At 56.4% G+C, this 16,976-nt stretch carries 13 protein-coding genes, 2 tRNA genes, 2 rRNA genes and 1 other annotated feature; of the genes, 13 read left to right on the top strand and 4 right to left on the bottom strand.

The features are described 5' to 3' along the window. Positions 1 to 6: 6 nt before the first annotated feature. Positions 7 to 468: an META domain-containing protein gene (locus tag BQ7486_RS03655; protein WP_074009011.1), complete on the bottom strand. Its 462-nt coding sequence runs from the start codon at positions 466 to 468 to the stop codon at positions 7 to 9. A 345-nt stretch (positions 469 to 813) separates the two neighbouring features. Here BQ7486_RS03655 and BQ7486_RS03650 point away from each other — a divergent pair, with 345 nt between their 5' ends. From BQ7486_RS03650 to BQ7486_RS03625, 6 genes are all read left to right on the top strand, one after another. Beyond that, complete coding sequence (locus BQ7486_RS03650; RefSeq protein WP_022373690.1) at positions 814 to 1,260, top strand: DUF1178 family protein; 447 nt, start codon at positions 814 to 816, stop codon at positions 1,258 to 1,260. A 352-nt stretch (positions 1,261 to 1,612) separates the two neighbouring features. Next, positions 1,613 to 3,146, top strand: a 16S ribosomal RNA gene (locus tag BQ7486_RS03645). Positions 3,147 to 3,232: 86 nt separating this feature from the next. Then, positions 3,233 to 3,309: transfer RNA gene (locus BQ7486_RS03640), tRNA-Ile, on the top strand. A 21-nt stretch (positions 3,310 to 3,330) separates the two neighbouring features. Continuing rightward, a tRNA-Ala gene (locus BQ7486_RS03635) sits at positions 3,331 to 3,406 on the top strand. A 265-nt stretch (positions 3,407 to 3,671) separates the two neighbouring features. Then, positions 3,672 to 5,008 (top strand) — a sequence feature (23S ribosomal RNA rRNA prediction is too short). 158 nt (positions 5,009 to 5,166) lie between these two features. Continuing rightward, positions 5,167 to 5,281 (top strand): 5S ribosomal RNA (gene rrf / locus BQ7486_RS03630). Between the two features lie 337 nt (positions 5,282 to 5,618). Continuing rightward, the gene (locus tag BQ7486_RS03625; RefSeq protein ID WP_022373088.1) at positions 5,619 to 6,935 is read left to right on the top strand and encodes a citrate synthase; all 1,317 of its coding nucleotides are present in this window, start codon (positions 5,619 to 5,621) and stop codon (positions 6,933 to 6,935) included. A gap of 58 nt (positions 6,936 to 6,993) precedes the next feature. On the opposite strand, the gene BQ7486_RS03620 is transcribed toward BQ7486_RS03625, so the two are convergent. Genes BQ7486_RS03620 through ygfZ form a run of 3 tightly spaced genes read right to left on the bottom strand, consistent with a single transcriptional unit; the run spans position 6,994 to position 11,284 of the window. Continuing rightward, positions 6,994 to 9,558, bottom strand: coding sequence for a [protein-PII] uridylyltransferase (locus BQ7486_RS03620; RefSeq protein ID WP_074009010.1), 2,565 nt, complete (start codon positions 9,556 to 9,558; stop codon positions 6,994 to 6,996). An 8-nt stretch (positions 9,559 to 9,566) separates the two neighbouring features. Then, positions 9,567 to 10,403 carry a type I methionyl aminopeptidase gene (gene map, locus BQ7486_RS03615; RefSeq protein ID WP_022373086.1) on the bottom strand — a complete coding sequence of 279 codons (837 nt, stop codon included), beginning with the start codon at positions 10,401 to 10,403 and terminating at the stop codon, positions 9,567 to 9,569. 2 nt (positions 10,404 to 10,405) lie between these two features. Next, positions 10,406 to 11,284: a CAF17-like 4Fe-4S cluster assembly/insertion protein YgfZ gene (ygfZ, locus tag BQ7486_RS03610; RefSeq protein ID WP_143183032.1), complete on the bottom strand. Its 879-nt coding sequence runs from the start codon at positions 11,282 to 11,284 to the stop codon at positions 10,406 to 10,408. 171 nt (positions 11,285 to 11,455) lie between these two features. Here ygfZ and BQ7486_RS03605 point away from each other — a divergent pair, with 171 nt between their 5' ends. The 7 genes from BQ7486_RS03605 to panD all read left to right on the top strand — a co-directional run bounded on the left by BQ7486_RS03605 (position 11,456) and on the right by panD (position 16,967). Then, the gene (locus BQ7486_RS03605; RefSeq protein ID WP_074009008.1) at positions 11,456 to 11,929 is read left to right on the top strand and encodes a CYTH domain-containing protein; all 474 of its coding nucleotides are present in this window, start codon (positions 11,456 to 11,458) and stop codon (positions 11,927 to 11,929) included. 112 nt (positions 11,930 to 12,041) lie between these two features. Further along, positions 12,042 to 13,130, top strand: coding sequence for an endolytic transglycosylase MltG (gene mltG, locus BQ7486_RS03600; protein WP_084765646.1), 1,089 nt, complete (start codon positions 12,042 to 12,044; stop codon positions 13,128 to 13,130). 30 nt (positions 13,131 to 13,160) lie between these two features. Beyond that, positions 13,161 to 13,796, top strand: a complete 636-nt coding sequence (tmk, locus tag BQ7486_RS03595; protein ID WP_074009007.1) for a dTMP kinase — start codon at positions 13,161 to 13,163, stop codon at positions 13,794 to 13,796. Then, positions 13,787 to 14,830, top strand: coding sequence for a hypothetical protein (locus tag BQ7486_RS03590; RefSeq protein WP_074009006.1), 1,044 nt, complete (start codon positions 13,787 to 13,789; stop codon positions 14,828 to 14,830). Before tmk ends, BQ7486_RS03590 begins: the two co-directional genes overlap by 10 nt. Positions 14,831 to 14,838: 8 nt before the next feature. Continuing rightward, complete coding sequence (gene panB, locus BQ7486_RS03585) at positions 14,839 to 15,696, top strand: 3-methyl-2-oxobutanoate hydroxymethyltransferase (RefSeq protein ID WP_074009005.1); 858 nt, start codon at positions 14,839 to 14,841, stop codon at positions 15,694 to 15,696. Positions 15,697 to 15,708: 12 nt separating this feature from the next. Next, a complete protein-coding gene (gene panC / locus BQ7486_RS03580) occupies positions 15,709 to 16,554 on the top strand; it encodes a pantoate--beta-alanine ligase (protein WP_074009004.1) in 846 nt (281 codons plus the stop codon). A gap of 23 nt (positions 16,555 to 16,577) precedes the next feature. After that, positions 16,578 to 16,967 carry an aspartate 1-decarboxylase gene (gene panD / locus BQ7486_RS03575; RefSeq protein WP_022373079.1) on the top strand — a complete coding sequence of 130 codons (390 nt, stop codon included), beginning with the start codon at positions 16,578 to 16,580 and terminating at the stop codon, positions 16,965 to 16,967. The last annotated feature ends 9 nt before the right edge of the window (positions 16,968 to 16,976 follow it).

Genomic DNA, 16,976 nt, shown 5'->3' with positions numbered 1-16,976 from the left:
AGCTCTTTATTCGCAGGCGCCGGCTTCTTCAGGTACAAGCGTCAGGATTTCTTTGCCGTCTTCATCAAAGAAGGTGAGGGCGGTTTTTGTCTGCTTGGCCGAACGCGCGGCATTGAGAAGATTTTGCATCTGGTCTTCAAGCTTCATGTATTCCGGGCCGCACATGCGCAGGGTGGCTGCGACCTGGTCAAACTGAATTTTGGTGCCGTCAACGCTGTAAGAGGCAGTAAAGCGGTTACAGCCCATGTCGCCGGAGGCTTGTTTTTCGCCGAACTCAATCATCGGCGGCACATCGCACTGGGAGTTTTTCGGCAGTTTCATCATCCAGCTCGTGTCGGTGAGCTGAAGAGCCTCGCCGGCAGCTGCGGCCGTATTGTCTTTGTCAGTCATGGCAGGAAACGAGCTGCAGCCCGCAAGAATCAGGCCTGCGGCGGAAAGTCCGAGAATAAGACGCGGAAAATTGGACACTTGGCGGTTCCTTCTCAAAAAAGTTCTTGCCCGTGAGTGTATCGCGCAGCGGGCCCGACGCGAAAAAAAACGGCAGAAGCTCGAAGAACTTCTGCCGGAAAAAGTAACCAAAGGAGAATCACTCGAGGATTTGTCCTTTCCTCGGAGACGCACTTTATAGGACGGAGAGCCCGCCTGCTGAAACCGACTGTCAGTGAACGCAACAGTTTGTTAACCGCGGGCGGTTCCTGTTGCAGTTGGCAATAGACGGGCGGCTGCGGATACATTTCGCTGACGCTTGTTTCCAGATGAAAAATGAGGTATCGGTCCGTCTACAATGCGTGAGGTATACGGGAAAGACAAGCAATGAGCATCAAGATTTTTGACATGAGCTGCACACACGGCCACCGTTTTGAAGCGTGGTTTTCGAGCCTTGAAGACTGCGACGGGCAGCTCGCGCGCGGCCTTGTTGTCTGTCCGTACTGCGAAACAAGCGATGTTAAGCGCATGCCCACGGCCGCGCACATCGGAGCTGACGTTTCTGCTTCAGAAGACGCCGACAGAACAGTTTCTGCTCAAGAGAGTGTCGTACGCGAGGCTGCCGAACGCTTTTTTGCAGGCGTCCGGAAAGCCGCGGAGTCTGCGGTTGACGTGGGGGAGGATTTTCCGCGTCAGGCCCGGGCCATGTACCGCGGCGCCATGCCGCAGCGCCTCATCAAAGGCATGTGCACAAGAAAGGAAGCCCGGGAGCTCGTCGAAGAAGGGATCGGCGTGGTGCCGCTGCCGGAGTCTGCCGGGAAGACTTTGAATTAGGTGTTTTCCCGTAAGTTATTGACAGCGTTTTTACGCACGCTCATAATGCGCACCCTTCGCCGTTAAGACGAAGGCGCAAAGCCGAAAGAAAACAAAAAAAATTTCCGACGGACCTGCAAAACGAAAAACGGTTGTGTAATATACGCAACCTTGTCGCCGACGAAACGGCAACAAATGCTCTTTAAAAATCTGAAACAGACGAACCGATAAGTGTGGGTGCTTCTGAAAAATGCAGTTTCTTCATGGAAACGCAAAAAAATCGGAAGTACTCAGACTTTAAGCCAAAGAAATGATTGAGATTTATCTCAGTCAGTTTCTGCGAGTGATTTGAGTACGACCAAAAAGCAGGATTCAAGTGAAGAGTTTGATCCTGGCTCAGATTGAACGCTGGCGGCATGCCTTACACATGCAAGTCGAACGGCAGCATGGAGAGCTTGCTCTCTGATGGCGAGTGGCGAACGGGTGAGTAATACATCGGAACGTGTCCGTTTGTGGGGGACAACCGTCCGAAAGGATGGCTAATACCGCATGAGACCTGAGGGTGAAAGCCGGGGACCGCAAGGCCCGGCGCAGACGGAGCGGCCGATGATTGATTAGCTAGTTGGGGAGGTAAAGGCTCACCAAGGCGACGATCAATAGCTGGTCTGAGAGGACGACCAGCCACACTGGAACTGAGACACGGTCCAGACTCCTACGGGAGGCAGCAGTGGGGAATTTTGGACAATGGGGGCAACCCTGATCCAGCCATGCCGCGTGCGGGAAGAAGGCCTTCGGGTTGTAAACCGCTTTTGTCAGGGACGAAAAGCTCCGGAGTAATATGCCGGAGTGCTGACGGTACCTGAAGAATAAGCACCGGCTAACTACGTGCCAGCAGCCGCGGTAATACGTAGGGTGCAAGCGTTAATCGGAATTACTGGGCGTAAAGCGTGCGCAGGCGGTTGGGTAAGACAGATGTGAAATCCCCGGGCTTAACCTGGGAACTGCATTTGTGACTGTCCGACTGGAGTACGTCAGAGGGGGGTGGAATTCCACGTGTAGCAGTGAAATGCGTAGATATGTGGAAGAACACCGATGGCGAAGGCAGCCCCCTGGGACGCAACTGACGCTCATGCACGAAAGCGTGGGGAGCAAACAGGATTAGATACCCTGGTAGTCCACGCCCTAAACGATGTCTGCTGGTTGTTGGGAATTTAATTCTCAGTAACGAAGCCAACGCGTGAAGCAGACCGCCTGGGGAGTACGGTCGCAAGATTAAAACTCAAAGGAATTGACGGGGACCCGCACAAGCGGTGGATGATGTGGATTAATTCGATGCAACGCGAAAAACCTTACCCAGCCTTGACATGTCAGGAATGCCTCGGAGATGAGGCAGTGCCCGCAAGGGAACCTGAGCACAGGTGCTGCATGGCTGTCGTCAGCTCGTGTCGTGAGATGTTGGGTTAAGTCCCGCAACGAGCGCAACCCTTGTCATCAGTTGCTACGAAAGGGCACTCTGATGAGACTGCCGGTGACAAACCGGAGGAAGGTGGGGATGACGTCAAGTCCTCATGGCCCTTATGGCTGGGGCCTCACACGTCATACAATGGTCGGAACAGAGGGCAGCGAAGCCGCGAGGTGAAGCCAATCCCAGAAAACCGATCGTAGTCCGGATTGCAGTCTGCAACTCGACTGCATGAAGTCGGAATCGCTAGTAATCGCGGATCAGCATGCCGCGGTGAATACGTTCCCGGGTCTTGTACACACCGCCCGTCACACCATGGGAGTGGGGTTCACCAGAAGACGTTTGCCCAACCGCAAGGAAGGCGGCGCCCACGGTGGGTTTCATGACTGGGGTGAAGTCGTAACAAGGTAGTCGTACCGGAAGGTGCGACTGGATCACCTCCTTTCTAGAGAAAGTTTCCGAAAGGGACTGCAGCACAAGAAAGAAGTTCCCACACTTATCGGTTGAGTCTGTTGAAGTTGTAATGCGGTTGGGTCTTTAGCTCAGCTGGTTAGAGCATCGTCTTGATAAGGCGGGGGTCGATGGTTCGAGTCCATCAAGACCCACCAAACGCAGTGCATGAAACACGCGGGGGCATAGCTCAGCTGGGAGAGCACCTGCTTTGCAAGCAGGGGGTCAACGGTTCGATCCCGTTTGTCTCCACCAGACATTCAGTTCAAAAGCTCTTGTATGAGAGTTTTTAAACGGAGTGTCTTCAGTACGAAGATGCGCCGAGCTCTTTAAAAATTTGGAAAAAGAAGTAAAGCGTTCAATTTCAGCGTTGATGAGACGCTGAAACGGGATGTGATTGCATTTGAACTGAGTTTCAAATCTTCATTGAACGAGAATCTCAACGAATTAACCAAGAGAACAGCACGTTACGAAATCAGTCACGTGAATACTCTGCGGGCAAAAGGCTGCAGGGTTATAGGATCAAGTGACTAAGTGTATGTGGTGGATGCCTTGGCGATCATAGGCGATGAAGGACGTGTAAGCCTGCGAAAAGCTGCGGGGAGTCGGCAAAAAGACTTTGATCCGCAGATGTCCGAATGAGGAAACTCACCGGGTAACCGGTATCACAAACTGAATACATAGGTTTGTGAAGCGAACGCAGTGAACTGAAACATCTAAGTAACTGCAGGAAAAGAAATCAACCGAGATTGCGGCAGTAGCGGCGAGCGAAACCGCAGCAGCCTAGTTNGATGCCTGCCCGGTGCCGGAAGATTAAGTGATGGGGTGAGAGCTCCTGATCGAAGTCCCGGTAAACGGCGGCCGTAACTATAACGGTCCTAAGGTAGCGAAATTCCTTGTCGGGTAAGTTCCGACCTGCACGAATGGCATAATGATGGCCACACTGTCTCCTCCCGAGACTCAGTGAAGTTGAAATGTTTGTGATGATGCAATCTCCCCGCGGCTAGACGGAAAGACCCCATGAACCTTTACTGCAGCTTTGCATTGGACTTTGAACCGATCTGTGTAGGATAGGCGGGAGGCAGAGAACCGAGGACGCCAGTCTTTGGGGAGCCGACGTTGAAATACCGCCCTGATTTGTTTGAGGTTCTAACCGCGGACAGTAAACCTGTTCCGGGACCGTGCATGGTAGGCAGTTTGACTGGGGCGGTCTCCTCCTAAAGGGTAACGGAGGAGTACAAAGGTACGCTAGGTACGGTCGGAAATCGTGCTGATAGTGCAATGGCGCAAGCGTGCTTGACTGCGAGACCGACAAGTCGAGCAGATGCGAAAGCAGGTCATAGTGATCCGGTGGCACTGAATGGAAGGGCCATCGCTCAACGGATAAAAGGTACTCTGGGGATAACAGGCTGATACCGCCCAAGAGTTCATATCGACGGCGGTGTTTGGCACCTCGATGTCGGCTCATCTCATCCTGGGGCTGTAGCCGGTCCCAAGGGTATGGCTGTTCGCCATTTAAAGAGGTACGTGAGCTGGGTTTAAAACGTCGTGAGACAGTTTGGTCCCTATCTGCCGCGGGCGCTGGAAGATTGACGGGGGCTGCTCCTAGTACGAGAGGACCGGAGTGGACGCACCTCTGGTGTACCGGTTGTCACGCCAGTGGCACAGCCGGGTAGCTATGTGCGGAAGAGATAACCGCTGAAAGCATCTAAGCGGGAAACTTGCCTGAAGATAAGTCTTCCCGGAGGCTAGACCTCCCAGAAGAGTCGTTCGAGACCAGGACGTTGATAGGTCAGGAGTGCAAGCGCTGTGAGGCGTTGAGCTGACTGATACTAATTGCTCGTGAGGCTTGATCCTATAACCGTGCTGCCTAGCCTAATGTAAGGCAGTTGAGAAACGGACAATGGATTTTGAAGCGCAGTGAATGCAAATAATCGCGTTCCGACGCTTACTTCTTTTTGCAAAGACTTCGTCACGGGAGTTCAATTGATGAACTTCTGAGACAACAGGCTTTGCCCGGCGGCCATACCGTGGCGGTACCACTCCTTCCCATTCCGAACAGGACAGTGAAACGCTTCTGGGCCGATGATAGTTGGTTGTATTTCCAGTGAAAGTAGGACACTGCCGGGCTTTACCATTTAAAACCCTCGGGATCAAAACGGTCTCGGGGGTTTTTCTTTGCCTGGCACTTTTTCCTTCTTCGGATTTTCCCCGCAGCAAGTCCAGAGGTTACGGTGTATTTTTGTCTTGTGCCGGTCACTCAAAAGTGTTGCAGACCTTCCTACAGCTTTCCTCCCATGCCCCGGAGATCGTCACTTTTTTATCGGGATAACGCTTAGAAGATTCTTTCTAAATTCGTAACGAGCTTCAAAAGGCTCTTGCGTTTGCGGCCGATATCTCTATTGTTTGGTGAAACGGGGCGCGTTCACCGGAATGCCCCACGCTATTTATTTGGAGGAAACAGTCCATGGCAGAGGTCAGTGATAAGTCCGTCAAACTTGAGTTCTCTGACGGTACACCGTCCGTAACTCTTCCCGTTCTGACGGGCAGTGTCGGCCCTGATGCAATCGATATTTCGACTCTTTACAAGCAGACCGGCAAGTTCACCTACGATCCGGGATTTATGGCTACCGCCGCCTGCCGCAGTTCGATTACCTACATTGACGGTAATGCCGGCAAACTCCTGTACCGCGGCTATCCCATTGAGCAGCTCGCCAAAAAGTGCGACTTCCTGGAAGTCTGCTATCTGCTTTTAAACGGGGAACTCCCCAACGCCGATCAGAAGGCTGAATTCAACGACCTCGTGATGCATCACACGATGATTCACGAGCAGATGCAGTTCTTCCTTCGCGGTTTCCGCCGTGACGCGCACCCGATGGCTGTTTTAACGGGCCTGGTGGGCGCTATGAGCGCGTTCTACCCGAAGAGCAGCAACCTTCTGGACGATGACCAGCGCCGTATGGCTGCCGTGCAGATGATTGCCAAAATGCCGACTTTGGTCGCCATGGCCTACAAGTACTCGATCGGCGAGCCGTACGTCTATCCGAAGAACGGTCTTTCCTATTCCGCCAACTTCATGCGCATGATGTTTGCCATTCCCTGTGAGGAATACGAAGGTAACGATGTGATGACGCGCGCCATTGACCGCATCTTTATTCTGCATGCCGATCACGAACAGAACGCTTCCACTTCGACCGTGCGTCTGTGCGCAAGTTCCGGCACAAGCCCCTTTGCGGCGATTGCGGCCGGCGTGGCGTGCCTCTGGGGGCCCTCGCACGGCGGCGCCAACGAAGCGGCGCTTAACATGCTCTATAAGATCCAGGCCGAAGGCGGTGTGGAAAAGATCGGTGACTTCATTAATAAGGTGAAGGATAAGAGCTCCGGCGTGCGCCTCATGGGCTTCGGGCACCGCGTCTACAAGAACTACGACCCGCGCGCCAAGCTCATGCGTGAAACCTGCCACGAGGTGCTCGATGAACTGGGCCTTCACAACGATCCGATCTTTAACCTCGCGATGAAGCTTGAAAAGATTGCTCTGGAAGACGATTACTTCATCTCGCGTCACCTCTACCCGAACGTGGACTTCTACTCCGGTATCGTGCAGAAGGCTTTGGGTATTCCGGTGCCGCTCTTTACCGCTATCTTTGCGCTCGCCCGCACCGTGGGGTGGTTCGCCCAGATGAATGAGATGATTGACGATCCGGCTTACCGTATCGGCCGTCCGCGTCAGCTCTTTACGGGTGCGACGGAACGCGACGTTCCGGATCTTGCGGACCGTAAGTAACCGGCAGGTTTAACCGGTAACGAAAAAGGCAGAGATTTTTCTGATCTCTGCCTTTTTGCTATTTGGCGTTATTGAGCGCATCGATGAGTTCGTTTTCGATGCGGATTAAGGCCTCTTCGTTTTCAAGCACCCGGCCGTTAATGAGAAAGACGTCTTCAACGCGCTCTCCTAACGTAGCGATCTTGGCGGTCGCAAGACTTACGCCGTTCCGGCTTAAGACAACCGCGATGGCAAAGAGCAGCCCCAGGCGGTCGTTGCCGGCAATCTGCAGAATCCAGCCGTGGTTGGATTCATCGCGTTCAATTGAGACGTAGGGGGGCGCAGGGAAGTTGCGGCCCCTGCGCGAGAGTTTCCCGGTCTTGGGTCCCGGCAGGGGCTTGGCATCTGCTATGACCTTCGCAAGGCTCACCTGCAGCTGGCTCACGAAAAAGTCGATGTCGCTGCGGTTTCTGCGGTCCTGCACAAGAAACGTATCCAGCGCCCAGCCGTGGGCCGTGGTGTGAATGCGGGCGTCAAGAACCGAGAGGCCCTGCTGCTCAAAGTAGGAGACCACGCGCGCAAAAAGGTTTTCCTGGTCCTTGACGTAAACGAGCACTTCAATGCCTGCACCGTTTTGTGCAACCCGCGAGCGCACCACGGGGTAGGGAAGGCTCGGTGCCCAGGCCAGTTCCTTGGCGTGCCAGGCAATGTCTTCGGGGCTGTGGCGCAGGAAGTAAACGATGTTTAATTCCTTCCAGAAGGCGTCGCGCACGAAGGCGGGAATGCCTTCGGCGTCCACCAGCCGGCAGGCCTCATCGCGCCGCCGGGCAAAGACCGTGGCGCGGCTTGAGTCCCTGGCTTCACCCGAGAGAACCCGCATCGTGCTGCGGTAAAGGTCCTCCAATAGCTGCTCCTTCCAGGCGTTCCAAACCTTGGGGCCCGTGGCGCGGATGTCAGCAACCGTAAGCGCAAAAAGCGCGTTTAACCGGTCCGGGGTCTTCACAAGCGCCGCAAAGCGCTGCACCACCTCCGGATCGCTGATGTCTTCTTTTTGCGCCGTGTGGCTCATCGTGAGGTGCTCACGCACGAGAAAGACGATAAAGTCGGTGTCTTCGGGCGTCAGCCCAAAGCTCACGCCGAAGCTCTCCGCTTCTTTTGCGCCGAGTTCGGAATGATTTCCCCCGCGGCCCTTGGCGATGTCGTGAAAAAGCCCCGCAACCGTAAGCCGCCAGGGCTCGGGGAGTTCGCTTACTGCCTGGGAGCAGAGCGGAAATTCATGCGCGTAGGAGGAGTGGGCAAAGCGCCTTAAGTTCTTGACGACGAGCAGAGTGTGCTGGTCCACCGTATAGGCGTGAAAGAGGTCATGCTGCATCTGCCCCACGATGCGCCGGAAGACCGGGAGAAACCGCCCCAAAATGCCCCAGGTGTTCATGTTTTTGAGGCAGTGGTACGGCCCGTAGTGCAGCTTCAGAATTGAAATAAAGAGCGCCTTGTTTTCGGGGTCGTTTCTGAAGGCCGCATCGATTTTGTAGCGGGAGTGCCAGAGCGCACGCAACAGCCGCGTTGACATCGCCTTTAATTCCCGGTGCTGCGCGTAGACGTAAAAGGCTTTGAGGATATTGCGGGGATCGCCGTAAAAAGCGTCTTCCGAGACAATGTCAAGATAAATGCCGCGCGCGGTAAAGACGCTGTCGATTGCAACGGCCTTCATTTCCCCGCGGTCAAAGAGCTTGTCGGAAATTGCCTGCAGCAGCACCGCGTTTAACTGCACCGTGTTTTTGGCGTTGAGGTAGTAGCGCTTCATGAGCTCTTCGCTTGCGCTCAAACCCGCAGTGTCTTTGTAGCCTGCGCTTACCGCAAGCTGCGTCTGCACGTCAAACACGAGCCGGTCTTCGTGACGGTTGGCGAGAAGATGCAGCCGGATTCTCAGGGCATTTAAAAAGTGCTGGCACTGCCCGAGATGGTAGCTTTCGGTTTCGGTGATAAGGCCCGCGGCTGCAAGCTGCCGCCAGTTGGCGCCCCAGCCCGCAGCTTTCGCGCACCACAAAAAGACCTGAAGGTCACGTAAGCCCCCGGGGCTTTCCTTGATGTTGGGTTCGAGCGCGTATGGGCTGTCTTCGCTTCTTAAGTGCCGCTGCCGCATCTCAAGCATCTTGCTGCGGAAAAACGCCCGCGCGTCAAGCTCCTTGAGAAAAGCGGAGTTCACTTCGTCAAAAAGCGCGCGGTTACCAAAGAGAAACCGCGCTTCAAGAAAGGCGGTTGCAACGGATATATCGCCCTTAGCCTCTTCGCGCATTTCCCGGGGTGTACGCACAACGCTTCCCACCGTAAGCCCCAGGTTCCAGAGTTCGGTGACGAAGTGTTCCGTTGCAAGGTCTGTGGCCGCATCGTGCCCTTCGGGCATTAAAACGAGGACGTCGATATCGGAAAAGGGAAACATTTCCGCGCGCCCGTAGCCCCCGACGGCGACAACGGCGCAGGCGTCGGTGAGGCCCGCCTTCTGCGCGCACTCGGCCACATAACGGTCAATGATCGTTGTGTGGCATTTGAGATAGGCGGAGACGCGTCCGTTTTTTAAAAACTGCTCGCCGAGCTCCCGGCGCAGTGTGACAAAACGGGCGGTGGTATCAGCGGGCGCGGCCATTGTCGTGATCAGTCAAAGTGCGGCTTTTTCCAGCCCTTAACCCAGGCGGGCGCTTCGCGCGAGCCTTTGCTCACGGTGAGGATGTCGTAACCGGTTTCGGTGACAAGTACCTCAAGCTCCCACTGCGCCGAAAGCGAGCGGTCTTTCGTGACCACCGTCCAGCCGTCGTTTAAGTCCATGATGTGACGGCGCCCGGCGTTAACCATCGGTTCAATGGTAAAGATCATGCCGGGTTTGAATTCCGCCGTGGGCGTTGCAATCGGGGAGTGGCTCACATGCGGGTCCCCGTGAAAGACGTGGCGGCCGATACCGTGTCCGCCGTATTCCTTCACAACGCTTAAACCGAGCGAATCGCAGTACTTCTGGCAGGCAATGCCGATATCGTTAAAGCAGTTGCCGGGGCGAACGGCTTCAATGCCCTTCCACATGCATTCAAACGTCGCTTCGCAGAGACGGTGGCCGGCAATCGTGGGCTTACCGATCTCAAACATGCGGGAGTTGTCGCCGTAGTAACCGTCTTCGTCCACGATCGTGATGTCGATGTTGACGATGTCGCCGTTTTTAAGAACCTTCTTTTCGCTCGGAATCCCGTGACAGATCACGTGGTTGGGGGAAATGCAGGTCGCGGCCGGATAGGGAATGCAGCCCTTGGGGGCGTAGTTGAGGCATGCGGACTTGCATTTGAGTTCGTCCACCGTGTACTCAAGCATGAGTTTATCGAGAGCCAGCGTCGTGACGCCTGCCTTGACGTACGGGGTAATGAAGTCCAGAAGTTCACTTGCCTTGCGGCCCACGCGCCGCATGCCTTCAATTTCTTCCGGGGTATTGATGTGAATGTCTGCCATGATTACTTATCGCTGCGGGAATAACTGTAGGGAAGGGAAAGAGCCGTGAGCACCGCCTCGCCCGCTCGGTATGTGTCAGCGGTTTTGTCGGCTGCGACCTGCGCAAGCACTGCGGCCTTGGAGCCTGCGGCCGCTGAAAGCACCACGGTGCCGGCAACGGTGCCGCCGGCATCGGTGATGTCGCTTCCTGCGGGAAGTGCCTTACCGCAGGCAAAAAGCGCGGCGCGCCGTGCTGTCTTACCGATGTGCTCCACGCGGGAGACGATTTCCTGACCGGTGTAGCAGCCCTTATTAAAGCTCACGCCCCCGATGCACTCGAGGTTCACGGCCTGAGGGACAAATTTGTCGCTTGTGGCCGAAACAATAAAGGGAACGCCCGCGGCCGCCGTTGCGGCCCAATAAGCTTCGGCGCTGCCCGTGAGTTCCGTGTCGGCTTTAACGAGTGCGAGGGCGCGGCCTGAGGTAAGCCCGAGAGCATCAAGTGCTTCGGGGCTTCCCGACGTTTGGGTAAAGCATTTCACTGTCGGAAGATCAGAGGGCACGTCTCCCACGATCCCGGCAACGGTGAGGTCCTTTACTTCTTCAACCTTCACCTTGCTTCTCAGAATGTACATTCTGAGGCGCTTAACGGTCGTGTCCAGCGTTTCGCGCGCCGTGAAGGCGTAGACCGCGTCATTGTCTTTATACAACTGAAAGACCGCGAGAAGCCGGCCTTTGGGGGAGCACCAGCCTGCTGTCATCAGGGAGTCCGCGGTAAGGTGCCTCACGTCGTTGGTGAGCTGCCCCTGCAGAAACGCCTCACGGTCTTCGCCGGTGAAGCGCAACAGGGCAACGGATGCCGACAGATCCGCAGCGCCCTTTAAAAGGTTTGTTTCACTCATAACTGAAAAATTGAGTTTCGCCGGAGGCGTAAGCCCGGAAACGAGGGTTTCCGGAAACGCGTCCTGCCTATGATTTTTGGTGCTGAGATTGTACCCGCGCAAAGCGCTGACAAAGCGCGGGAAACCGTGCTGTAATGCCGTGTTGCAAAGATTTTGGAAACGAGGCTGGCGATGGGTGTTGAGACCGAACGCAAATTTTTGGTGAAAAGTGATGCCTGGCGGGCGACGGCTGGCGCCGGTACCGTGATGGCGCAGGGCTATCTTGCTGATACAGAGCGCGCCGTCGTGAGGGTGCGGGTGGCGGGAAACCGCGGGTTTCTGACGGTTAAGGGTCGCAACACCGGTATTTCCCGGGCCGAATTTGAGTATGACATTCCGGCCGGTGACGCGCTTACGATGCTTGAGACGCTCTCATGCGGCGGTATTGTGAAGAAAATCCGTTTCAGAGTGTCGGCCGGAGAGGGGCTCACCTGGGAGATTGACGTTTTTGAAGGGGAGAATGCGGGGCTTGTCACGGCGGAGATTGAACTTCCCTCAGAGGGTACGACCTTTGTTAAGCCCGCGTGGCTCGGAAAAGAAGTCTCGGGCGAGGCGCGCTACTACAACAGTAATCTCGCGAAGACTCCCTACACGCGCTGGGCATAGGTTCTACTTTCTTTTGTTTCCGACTTTGTTTTTGGCGCAGAGGCGTCCTGCGCGCCCGCTACAATGCGCAGGCACATTTTTTCGTGCGGATTTTTAAGCAGCGGGCGCGGTCTTGGATCAGCAACAGTTAAAACTTTACGCAGAAGCGGCACGCACCAAAGCCAGGGCGCTTTGGGCGTGGGCTTCGGCGCGCCCGATGCTTACGGGAGCCGCGGCGGCCCTTGTGATTTCGCTCATTCTTGCGGCCTGTGCCTGGCGCGGCGTCGTTTACTGGTACGCCGAGCGGCCGATTCCGGTGGATACGGCCTCCCGCACACTGGAAGTGCGGATTGTGCCGGGGACTTCGGCGCGCGTTGCGGCCGCGCAGTTGGTGGAAGCCGGACTTAAGACGTCTGCTGATCAGATTGTGGCCGCCATGCGCATTCACGGGGCGTTAAGCATTCACGCGGGACGCTACCGCTTCACCGACGGCATGACGATGAAGGCCGTGATCGATAAGCTCGCCACCGGCGCGGTGGAAGCCGGAAGCATCCGTATCGCCGACGGGATGACGATCTGGCAACTCAGAAAGGCCGTGGAAAGTAATCCCGACATTACGGTGACGACCGCGGAGATGACAGAGGGCGAATTACTCACCGCCATCGGGGCCTCCGAAGGTTCCGCCGAAGGCCTTTTCGCGCCGGAAACCTACAAATTTAATTCCGGGACAACCGACATTGCCGTCTACCGCATGGCCTACCAGCGGCAAAAGGGAGTTCTCCAGACGCTTTGGAACAAGCGTGCCGAGGGACTTAAACTCAAAACGCCCTATGAGGCCCTCATTCTGGCTTCCATCATCGAAAAGGAAACGGCGCACCCCGAGGACCGGTATCTTGTGAGTTCCGTCTTTCATAACCGGCTGCGGGTGCGAATGCCCCTGCAGACCGATCCCACGATTATCTATTCGCTCGGGGAAAACTTTGCCGGCAACCTCCGTAAAAAAGATCTGCAGCGTCCCGGCCCTTACAATACCTACCGCAACTACGGCCTGCCGCCCACGCCCATTGCCATGCCGGGCTACGCCTCGATTGACGCGGCGTTAAATCCGGCCAAATCGAAGTTTCTGTACTTTGTGGCGCGCGGCGACGGGACCACACAGTTTTCGCGTTTTCTGGAGCATCACAACCAGGCGGTCAACAAGTATCAGCGCAACCGGCGCTGAGCGTTGGTCGGGACGCCGGAGATTCGGGTTATGACAAAGATCAGTGCGGACACAAACGGCCGCGGCCGTTTTATTACGTTTGAAGGCATTGACGGCGCGGGAAAAACCTCCCAGATCGACGCCTGTGAGGCGTTTTTGCGTGAAAAGGGAATCCGCGTGGTGCGCACGCGTGAGCCCGGGGGTACCGTTCTCGGAGAAAAAATCCGGGCGATGCTGCTTGCGGATGACATGGTGCCCTTAACCGAAACCCTGCTTTTTTTCGCGTCGCGCGCCGAACATATCGCCCAAGTCATTGAACCGGCTCTTGCCCGGGGCGACTGGGTACTCTCCGACCGTTTTACGGATGCGACCTACGCCTATCAGGTGGGAGGTAAGGGCATCGATCCCGCTGTTGTCGAGACCCTTGAAAAACTCGTGCAGGGGACATTGCAGCCGGATGTGACGGTGCTTTTTGACATTGATCCTGTGAAGGCCGCCGAGCGCCTTAAGGGCGCGCGCGAAGCCGACCGTTTTGAAAAATTGAGCACCGGCTTTTTCTCGGGCGTGCGGCAGGCGTATCTTGCGCGTGCCGAGGCAAGCCCCGAACGCTTTTGTGTGGTGGACGCAGCGCGCCCTCAGACTGAGGTGACGGCTGCGGTTTTAAAGGAGGCGGAGGCATGGCTTTAGCGGTTTTTCCGTGGCAAAAGCACCTCGCGGACACCTTAAACGGGATGCGCGGAAAGCTTCCCAACGGCCTTTTGATTTACGGGCCGCGCGGGATCGGAACGTTTGAACTGGTGCATGCGTTTGCAAAAAGCCTTATGTGCACGTCGCCCGCCGCGGACGGCACGCCCTGCGGACACTGTAAGGGCTGCCGCCTGACCGCGTCTTACGCCCATCCGGACTTGGTCTACGTGGTAAGCGAAGCCGAGGCGCTGCCGCGCGACATTCCTTTTGAGGAACCGGATAACGCCGCAAGCGACCGCAAAACCCAGTACCGCGAAATTCTCATTCACCAGACGCGGCGGCTTGCGGAAATCTTCAGCCTCAAAACAAACGAAGGGGGCCTGCGCGTGGTGCTTGTGTACCCCGCGGATCAGCTGAGAGCCGAAGCAGCGGCAGCCTTACTTAAAAACCTCGAGGAGCCCCCGGAAAACACGGTGTTTTTGCTGGTAGCCGACGGCATCGACTTTGTGCTGCCGACCATCCGCTCGCGCTGCCGGCTTTTAAGGGCTGATATGCCCACGCACGCCGAGGCGCTTGCCTGGCTGGAACATGAGCACGTCGATCACCCGGAAAAGTCGCTCGCGCTTGCGGGCGGCATGCCTCTCGCGGTCTTTGAAAAGGATGTAAAGCGCATCGTCACCGATGAGCAGCGTGAAAAGCTTCTGGCGTTTTTGCGTGCGGGACGCCGCGCGGGGGCGGACGCGGCCCTTAACGCCGTCACGCGCGACATGACGCTTCAGGCGGTTTCCGTCTTTCTTTCGCGCTGGGCGTGGGATCTTGCGGCTGCCTTTAACGGCGCCGCACCGCGGTACTTTACGGAAGAAGGACAGGTGCTCCGTGAGATCGCTCAGGGGATGGATGCCGCAAAACTCTTTATGTGGATTAATTCCGTGAGAGACGTCTGCCGCGTGAGCGACCATCCCCTTTCGCCCAAACTCATTCTTGAAGCGCTGCTTCTGGCGTACCTGAGAGCGATCGCTCCGGCAGCAAGGTAGGGTGACAAATGGCAGGATTTAAAGTAACGGACTTTGCGCGGATGAAGGCGGCGGGGGAACCCATCGCCATGCTCACCTGCTACGACTATTCAACCGCAAAGCTCATGAACACCACGGCCGTTGACAGCCTTTTGGTGGGGGACTCCTTGGGCACCGTGATGCTCGGCTACCCCGACACCTTAAGCGTCACAATGGAAGACATGATCCGGCACACGCAGGCGGTGGTGCGCGGGGCGCCGGACAAATTCGTCGTGGCTGACATGCCCTTTATGAGTTATCAGACCGGGGTGCGCGATGCGGTCATTAACGCTGGACGCCTCGTGAAAGACGGGCACGCCCAGGCCGTAAAGCTTGAAGGGGGCAGCGACTACGCTGAAGAAATCGCGGCGATCGTGAGGGCCGGGATCCCGGTGATGGGGCACCTGGGGCTCACGCCGCAGTCGGTGAACGCCCTCGGAGGCTACCGCGTGCAGGCCAAAACCGAAGAGGCCGTCAAGCGCCTTGTCGATGACGCGCTCGCCCTTGAAGAAGCGGGCGTTTTTGCCGTGGTCATTGAATGTACGCCCGCTTCTGCCGCCCGTGTCGTCACTGAGGCGCTGAGGGTTCCCACGATCGGAATCGGCGCGGGTGCGGCCTGTGACGGTCAGATTCTTGTGTGGCAGGACATGGCGGGGCTTTTTACGGACTTTGCGCCCAAATTTGTGAAGCGCTGGGCCGATACCGCAACGGTTTTAAAAGACGCTTTTAACGGTTACGTGAGCGAAGTGAAGGCAAACACGTTTCCGGGCCCCGAACACACGTTTGGTGCGGCTCAAAAAACAATGAAGACACTTTACGGACCTGAAGACGGTCCGAAGACCAATTAACGGACAGTGCAAATGATCATTGCTCAGACAGTTGAAGAAGTGCGCGCACAGGTGCGCGCTTGGAAAAAAGAGGGACTCACGGTGGGGCTTGTGCCCACGATGGGGTATCTGCACGAAGGGCACGCAAGCCTCATCACAAAGGCCGTTTCGCTTTGTGACCGTGTGGTTGCCTCGGTCTTTGTGAACCCCGTGCAGTTTTCGCCGAACGAAGATCTCGCAAGCTACCCCCGGGACTTTAAGCACGACTGTGAGTTGCTGGAAAAAAACGGTTGCGCCATGGTGTTTCACCCGACGCCCGAAGTGATGTACGCGCCGGATTTCAGCACGTGGATTGTGCCCGAGCACTTAAACGAGGGCCTGTGCGGCAAAACGCGCCCCATTCACTTTAAGGGCGTGTGCACGGTTGTCGGGAAGCTCTTTAACATCGTGCAGCCCGATAAGGCCTTCTTCGGTCAAAAGGACGCGCAGCAGGCGGCGATTGTCGAGCGCATGGTCCGGGACCTTAATTTTGACGTTGAGATCGTGCGCTGCCCCATCGTGCGTGAGGCTTCGGGCCTTGCGAAATCTTCCCGCAACACGTATTTGTCGGATAAGGAAAAAGAAGCGGCGCTCGTTTTAAGCCGGGCGGTGGCTAAGGGCGAAGCCCTTTGCAAAGCCGGTGAAACCGATGTTGCCACGATTATCCGTGCGATGAAGGCGGTGATTGAAGACGAGCCTCTGGCAAAAATCGACTACGTTGAAGCGGTGGACGCCGCAACGATTGAACCGGTGACGACCGTACGGCCCGGAACGCTTTTTGCGATGGCCGTTTATATCGGGAAGACGCGCCTCATCGATAACTTCGTGTACGCGGGATAAGCCCGCAAAGGACGAAAAGACAAATGCTCATCGAAATGCTCAAGGGCAAAATCCACCGGGCCCGTGTGACGCAGGCTGAACTTAATTACGTGGGCTCCGTTACGATTGACCGGACGTTGATGGACGCCGCGGGCATCCTCGAATACGAAAAGGTGCAGATTGCCGACGTCGATAACGGTGAGCGGCTTGAGACCTACGTGATTGCCGGAGAGGCCGGAAGCGGCGTCATTTGCCTAAACGGCGCTGCGGCGCGGTGCGTGAGCACCGGCGACAAGGTGATCATCATGGCTTACGCGCAGGTAACGCCCGAAGAGGCGCAGAGCTTTAAGCCCAAAGTCGTGTTTGTCGATGACGCCAACCGCCCCGTGCGCGTGACGCACTACGAAAAGCACGGCAGGCTTGTGGACCAGTAAGATCCTGAA

It is taken from the genome of Duodenibacillus massiliensis (assembly GCF_900128485.1).
Classification (GTDB): Bacteria; Pseudomonadota; Gammaproteobacteria; order Burkholderiales; family Burkholderiaceae_F; genus Duodenibacillus; species Duodenibacillus massiliensis.
The sequence above is the reverse complement of the archived record's forward strand: the minus strand, read 5'-3'. Positions and strand labels throughout refer to the sequence as shown.